The organism is Brasilonema octagenarum UFV-OR1, from assembly GCF_963888615.1.
Classification (GTDB): Bacteria; Cyanobacteriota; Cyanobacteriia; order Cyanobacteriales; family Nostocaceae; genus Brasilonema; species Brasilonema sennae.
Map to the genome: position 1 here is coordinate 22,215 of NZ_CAWPKW010000346.1, position 6,358 is coordinate 28,572.

At 45.3% G+C, this 6,358-nt stretch carries 5 protein-coding genes; 2 read left to right on the plus strand and 3 right to left on the minus strand.

What is annotated here, in order from left to right; genetic code table 11:
• Positions 1-188: 188 nt before the first annotated feature.
• Positions 189-872, minus strand: coding sequence for an ABC transporter ATP-binding protein (locus AC5590_RS31290; RefSeq protein ID WP_169267158.1), 684 nt, complete (start codon positions 870-872; stop codon positions 189-191).
• Positions 873-889: 17 nt separating this feature from the next.
• Entirely contained in the window at positions 890-1,162 is a 273-nt protein-coding gene (locus AC5590_RS31295; RefSeq protein ID WP_169267159.1) for a UPF0367 protein family, read from the minus strand.
• Positions 1,163-1,444: 282 nt separating this feature from the next.
• Between AC5590_RS31295 and psbD the strand changes: the two genes are divergently transcribed.
• Both psbD and cobJ read left to right on the plus strand, forming a co-directional pair.
• Positions 1,445-2,503, plus strand: coding sequence for a photosystem II D2 protein (photosystem q(a) protein) (gene psbD / locus AC5590_RS31300; RefSeq protein ID WP_169264508.1), 1,059 nt, complete (start codon positions 1,445-1,447; stop codon positions 2,501-2,503).
• Positions 2,504-2,835: 332 nt separating this feature from the next.
• Complete coding sequence (cobJ, locus tag AC5590_RS31305; protein WP_169267160.1) at positions 2,836-4,620, plus strand: precorrin-3B C(17)-methyltransferase; 1,785 nt, start codon at positions 2,836-2,838, stop codon at positions 4,618-4,620.
• On the opposite strand, the gene AC5590_RS31310 is transcribed toward cobJ, so the two are convergent.
• Positions 4,615-5,946, minus strand: a complete 1,332-nt coding sequence (locus tag AC5590_RS31310) for a tyrosinase family protein (protein WP_169267161.1) — start codon at positions 5,944-5,946, stop codon at positions 4,615-4,617. The two genes, cobJ and AC5590_RS31310, sit on opposite strands and share 6 nt — an antisense overlap.
• Positions 5,947-6,358 lie beyond the last annotated feature (412 nt).

Here is a 6,358-nt window from a genome sequence, read left to right on the forward strand (position 1 = left end):
GATTTTGGATCACAATTTTCTAAAGTTAACAAAATTCATTCATCATAAGATTCATAGTAATTGAAGCATGGGTTGTAACACTATGTTACAAAACGAAAAATGTATATGGGGGTATAGAGAAAAATCGATGCAAAGTATGCCCATAGGGCCTGCAAGGCAAACGAGATTTCCCCTATACCCTTGTATCCTTAAGTTTCAGGAGTTTTGTCGTGCAATTCCATCAGCCGTCGTTTGAGGCGCTGTGGTTCTCCATGATCCAATAAACAACCTTTTTCTAGTAGCAAAGCGCCGTCACAGTAATTTAACTCTTCTAAGCGATGAGTAACCCACAGAGCTGTGATACCACGATTTTTTACTAGGCGGCGGACACTAGCTACGAGTTCCAATTGGCTATCTGGATCAAGTAAAGCGGTGGGTTCATCTAACAATAGGACTTCACAGCGACGGGCTAAAGCGCCAGCGATCGCCACTCGTTGTTTTTGTCCACCACTCAAAGCATAAATAGGACGTTTTTGCAGTGAAAGTAAATTCACTGCTTCGAGCGCCTCCTGAACGCGAGTTCTCACAGCAGCAGGTGGGAGTTTTTCTTCCACTAGCCCAAAAGCCACATCAGCACCAACTGTTGGCATGACGAGTTGATGATCCGGATTTTGGAAGACAAAGCCCACAGGATGTGAAAGTTGAATTTCCCCAGACTCAGGGGTTAATAGCCCTGCTATGAGTCTGAGTAAGGTGGATTTGCCACTCCCATTTGTACCCAAGAGCATCCAAAATTCACCCTTGGGTACTTCCAGAGAGCAAGACTTAATCACATTCTCTCCGGATAACCAGCTAAAATTTAAATCCTTAACTCCTATGCCCAGTTCCACCATGTGTGTATACGAGTTAATTACTCAGCTGCTATAGCGAAGAAACCAGGTGGTCTACCACCAGCAGCAGCCCCGCCTTCTCTCTGAGTCAGCTGAACTCCAGAAATCTCACTAGCACGGACAGCTATTTTCTTTTCTGTCTTTCCTTCGCTTTTGAGTTCCACAATATCAGGGCTGCCAGTTTGCATAGCACCCACAATCATCTGATAAACTGCCTCAGCATCCTCAGAGGTTTTACGCTCTATGGATATGGGGAAAGCTGTGTTCTTTACGGTTAAGTCGATACTAAACATTTCGCTTCAATGAAATTAAGGTGCAGGACTCATTTTAACGTTAGCTTGCGTGGAGGGAGTTTGAGGAGGTCGCCAACCGGAAAAATTAAAATTAGATTAAGGAAATGAAAAACACACTAGAAAAATCTGAGAACTTTATATACAATTAGATTAGAGTTGGTAAATAATTGTAAACGGCAATTGACAACTCAATAAATTCTCTGTTCTAGGCAGGCAGTCAAATGTCAATCCTAGAGTCGGCAGAGGAAACCCGCAATAATAAGATTTTGGAGATTCGTTGTAATGACCATTGCAGTAGGACGCGCCCCGTCAAAACGGGGGTGGTTTGATGTTCTCGACGACTGGTTAAAGCGAGACCGTTTCGTATTCGTAGGTTGGTCAGGAATACTACTGTTCCCCTGCGCCTTCCTAGCATTAGGCGGCTGGCTAACCGGTACAACTTTTGTCACCTCTTGGTACACCCACGGGATAGCATCATCCTACTTAGAAGGATGTAACTTCCTGACAGTAGCAGTATCGACCCCAGCAGACGCAATGGGACACTCGTTACTACTGCTGTGGGGACCAGAAGCACAAGGCGACCTGACCCGTTGGTTCCAACTGGGAGGGCTGTGGCCATTCGTAGCACTGCACGGAGCATTTGCGCTGATTGGTTTCATGCTGCGGCAATTTGAAATCGCTCGGTTGGTGGGAATTCGTCCTTACAATGCGATCGCATTCTCTGCTCCAATCGCAGTGTTCGTGAGTGTGTTTTTGATGTACCCCTTGGGACAATCAAGTTGGTTCTTTGCACCCAGCTTCGGTGTGGCAGCAATCTTCCGCTTCCTGCTGTTCTTGCAAGGATTCCATAACTGGACACTTAACCCCTTCCACATGATGGGAGTAGCTGGAGTACTAGGTGGAGCGCTGCTTTGTGCGATCCACGGTGCAACAGTAGAAAACACCTTGTTTGAAGACGGTGAAGGATCAAACACGTTCCCCGCGTTTACTCCTACGCAATCTGAAGAAACTTACTCGATGGTGACAGCAAACAGATTCTGGTCACAGATATTTGGAATTGCTTTCTCCAACAAGCGTTGGTTGCACTTCTTCATGCTGTTTGTGCCCGTCACAGGCTTGTGGATGAGCGCAGTAGGAATTGTAGGTTTAGCACTCAACCTGCGGGCTTATGACTTCGTGTCGCAAGAATTGCGCGCGGCAGAAGACCCAGAGTTTGAAACTTTCTATACCAAGAACATTTTGCTCAACGAGGGTATCCGCGCTTGGATGGCTCCTGCCGATCAACCTCACGAAAAATTTGTCTTCCCTGAGGAAGTTCTTCCTCGCGGTAACGCTTTGTAATAATCATCTAATATATCAGCGATATCAGCGTTAGATAGTTAAGTCGTCCCCGCCATGTGGCGGGGACGATTTGATTTTTTCGGCTAAAACTAGGAAGCTTTCACTCAAACTTGTCAATTTATTTATCAGGATGTATTCTGTTAGCGCAGCGGGGCGTAGCCCGTTTTGCGTTCTGACCTATTTGTTCTTCTTAAGAGCACCCCACGGACGGCGATTGCGCAAAGCGCAGACGCTGCTAGGCGTATCGCTACCCGTTATGAATAAAACAAACACCTTCTTTCCTATTCCCTGTTCCCTGTTCGCTGTTCCCTGTGTTTCTTGAAAGTATTTCCATGACAAAAATTCCGCCTGCTGTGATAATTCTGGGTAACAACAGTATCCCCGTGGCAAAAAAAATTATCAGCGTCTTGCCAGGAGCACAGTTGTACGGGTTGGCTGGTCGCACTTATGATGTGGATGTCAGTTTTACTGAATTTGGAACGACACTGCGAGAATTATTTGCTAATGGAACACCAATCATTGGCATTTGTGCGACAGGTATTCTCATCAGAACCCTTGCGCCATTACTTGCCAATAAGCGACAGGAACCTCCAGTTATTGCAGTTGCTGAAGATGGTAGTGCAGTGGTACCACTTTTGGGTGGACTCAATGGTGTTAATTCGCTGGCACGCCAAATTGCTGTTGTACTGAATGTCAAACCCGCTATTACAACCACGGGTGATATTCGTTTTGGCATCGCGCTAGAAGATCCTCCTGTAGGCTACTCTTTGGCTAACCCGGATGACGCCAAATCCTTCATGTCTGACTTACTGGCGGGAAACTCGGTGAGGTTGGAGGGCAGTGCACCTTGGTTGAAGAATAGTGCCTTACCTATTGCCGAGGATGCAACAAGAGTTATACAAATTACTGAAAAGCAAGTTGTTTCTATATCAACTCGTCTTGTTTATCATCCCGCTACTGTAGCGATTGGGGTAACCTTTGTTAATCCCAGCTTACCAAAAGGAGAAAGAGGAAGTTCTGAGGAAATCGCTCTTGTGCAGCAAATGCTGGCTGATGCTGAGTTAGCTTCGGCATCTGTTGCAGGAGTCTTCGCCAGCACTCTTGATGCTGCCAATCCAGCTTTACAAAAAATTGCTGATGCGCTCAATGTGCCTGTTCGCTTCTTTAGTCCAGACGAAATTGCAGGTGTGATGTCACAAGATAATACCGTGGATGTGGCAGCAGCTCTAGCTTTACTCGCTTCCTCTGGGCAGTTGATGATGCAACGGCAAACATCTGACTTTAGTTGTGCGATAGCGATCGCCCTCTCACCCTCACCCATCAATATCAACACCACAGGTAGACCACGCGGTCGATTGGCAGTCATTGGCACAGGTCCTGGAGGAAGCAATTGGATGTCCCCACAAGTCCAGGAAATTTTACGTAATGCCACTGATTTAGTTGGTTATTCTACTTACTTGGAATTAGTTGGTTCTTTGGGCAAAGATAAAAGGTGGCATGAGTCTGACAACCGGGAAGAAATTGCACGGGCACGAGTTGCGCTGGATTTAGCAGCAGAAGGACGTTTTGTCGCGGTAGTCTCTTCTGGTGACCCAGGTATTTATGCTATGGCAGCAGCAGTGTTTGAAGTGCTTGAGAAGGAGGCAAAGCCAGAATGGCAAGGTATCGAAATTCAGGTAGCGCCAGGTATTTCCGCGATGCAAGCAGCAGCAGCAAAGATTGGTGCGCCCCTAGGTCATGACTTCTGCGCTATCTCTTTGTCTGATATCTTAAAGCCGTGGTCAATTATCGAACAGCGAATCACTGCCGCTGCACAAGCAGATTTCGTGATTGCCTTTTACAATCCAGTGTCAAAGCAGCGCACTTGGCAACTGGCAGAGGCAAAAAATATACTGCTGCGTTACAGACATCCTGATACTCCAGTCGTGCTTGCCCGCAACCTTGGTAGGGATGGAGAATCTGTTCAGGTTTGCACTTTGGAAAATTTAGCACCAGAACTTGCTGATATGCGGACAGTCATTCTTGTGGGGTCAAGCAAAACCCAGACGATCACGCGGTGCGATGGTAGCGTCTGGGTTTATACTCCTCGTCGTTACGATGAAGATAAGATTTTATGAGTTGATATGATTGCCCCTTTTAAGGGTGTCATAGGTGTAGCCATACTTTCTAAAATTCAGAGTGTCTGCAGGTGTGACAATATCATCTGGGGACAAATGAGGAAGTAAGGATAACACATCTGCTGGCCCCTGATTTACCGGTGTGGACTCACCTCCATCCCAAGGCCACAATCTGTCGTTGAGATTTTCTCCATAATGTCCACCACTGGCAGGATAATAATTGGGACCTGCATGTCCATTTGCCTGCCATTCGGCCCAAAGGCGATCCAGGTTGGAATGAATTAGCCAAAATACTGGATCGTAGGGAGAACTGATAATACTAGCCATTGTGCCTAAAGGATTAAGCTGACCCGTGGTAAAGTCAAAACTACCTCCACCGACTAACCCATGCATATAGTTATGCATAAAGACTCCACGAATTGTGAGTTGTCCCTGGCTATCGGATTTGTAAAATCCTTCTAGACCTTGGCGGAGTGTGTCATACTCGTCAACAGCAAGAATTTGGTCCAAGTCTTCTTTAGGAATAGGGTAAGTATTTACAGGCGGCGCTTGCAAAAAGCGTAAGAGAACCTCACCTAATGTTTCTCCAGATGGCTTGATATGTAAGTTTGGGTTCAAAATCCATCCATTGGCTGCTGAAAAAGGACCGGATGCAACAGGTCCCCCTTGGACATCACCTAAACCTGGAATGCTGAGGGTGACTCCTTGACCATTTGCTCCCAAAAACTCATCTTGAAAGATAACTTCCAACGCCTTAGGATCTGTCCAATCCCAATAAGGAAGCGTGACATTGGGGTTAACTGATTGCAAAGCTTTTTCAAATCGGTGTATAAACTCACGATGCCACGGTAGTAATAGAGAACTTTCATGGGCACCATCATGGCCAGCAGCAGGACCTTGTGCTTCGCTTGACATCAACCCCATTGCTTCCACGTGCACTGCAACAAACTGGTCGTAAATACTGATACTGCTACCTTCAGGAATTGTATTTTTTAATGTCCGCACAGCATCAACGAATGCTTGTTTCTCTTCTTGGGTAAGGTCAACAACATTCTTTCTTATTCCATAAGCTTTGTTTCTGCTAATAAGAAATTTTCCGTTTGGAGGAGCAAGATCAGAATGAGCACTGTTGATTTCATCAATAGCACTGTTGTGATAAGCTACAGTCAGCTTGGTATCTGAACTATCGCCCTGCACCTGATTTAATACTTGCTTATGGTCACGATGCTCAACATTATGAGAGAATGCCGGAGTTCCAAAAACGACCAACACAGCAACAATACAACTAATAATGACTGCTTTAATACTTTTGTGGATTTTCATCATCTACGCTTATTATGTTCCCAATATTTCAATAATTTTTGAGGATTTTACTGAGATTAATGATTACTATTTATATAAGTTGACAGTAAACATAATTACTCACAATAGAAAATCTTTAGGAAAATCTTTCTATTGTTTCGCAACCAGCGCAAAAGTCGTTATTTGTTTGCAGTATTGCTGTGTTCCAACCTAGTTTGACCCCCAGGCAGGATGCTTTTTTATATGAAAATAATGGCGTTGCATAATAAAGGGATGAATTCTACTGTCCAGCCAAGTGCATCTAATCACATCCGTAAGAACGGGCATCGTCGTGGTAAGCAAAACTCATTTGCTGTTCATATGATGCTGCAGCAGGGAGCGCTAGAACACCGATTCACTAATCCCAAAAACCCGGTTTCTGTTACTGGGAAGACCG

Excerpts from the sequence above, each read along its gene's own strand:
- AC5590_RS31290 (WP_169267158.1), bottom strand. The coding sequence starts at position 872 with ATGGTGGAACTGGGCATAGGAGTTAAGGATTTAAATTTTAGCTGGTTA.
- AC5590_RS31295 (WP_169267159.1), bottom strand. The coding sequence starts at position 1,162 with ATGTTTAGTATCGACTTAACCGTAAAGAACACAGCTTTCCCCATATCC.
- psbD (WP_169264508.1), top strand. The coding sequence starts at position 1,445 with ATGACCATTGCAGTAGGACGCGCCCCGTCAAAACGGGGGTGGTTTGAT.
- cobJ (WP_169267160.1), top strand. The coding sequence starts at position 2,836 with ATGACAAAAATTCCGCCTGCTGTGATAATTCTGGGTAACAACAGTATC.
- AC5590_RS31310 (WP_169267161.1), bottom strand. The coding sequence starts at position 5,946 with ATGATGAAAATCCACAAAAGTATTAAAGCAGTCATTATTAGTTGTATT.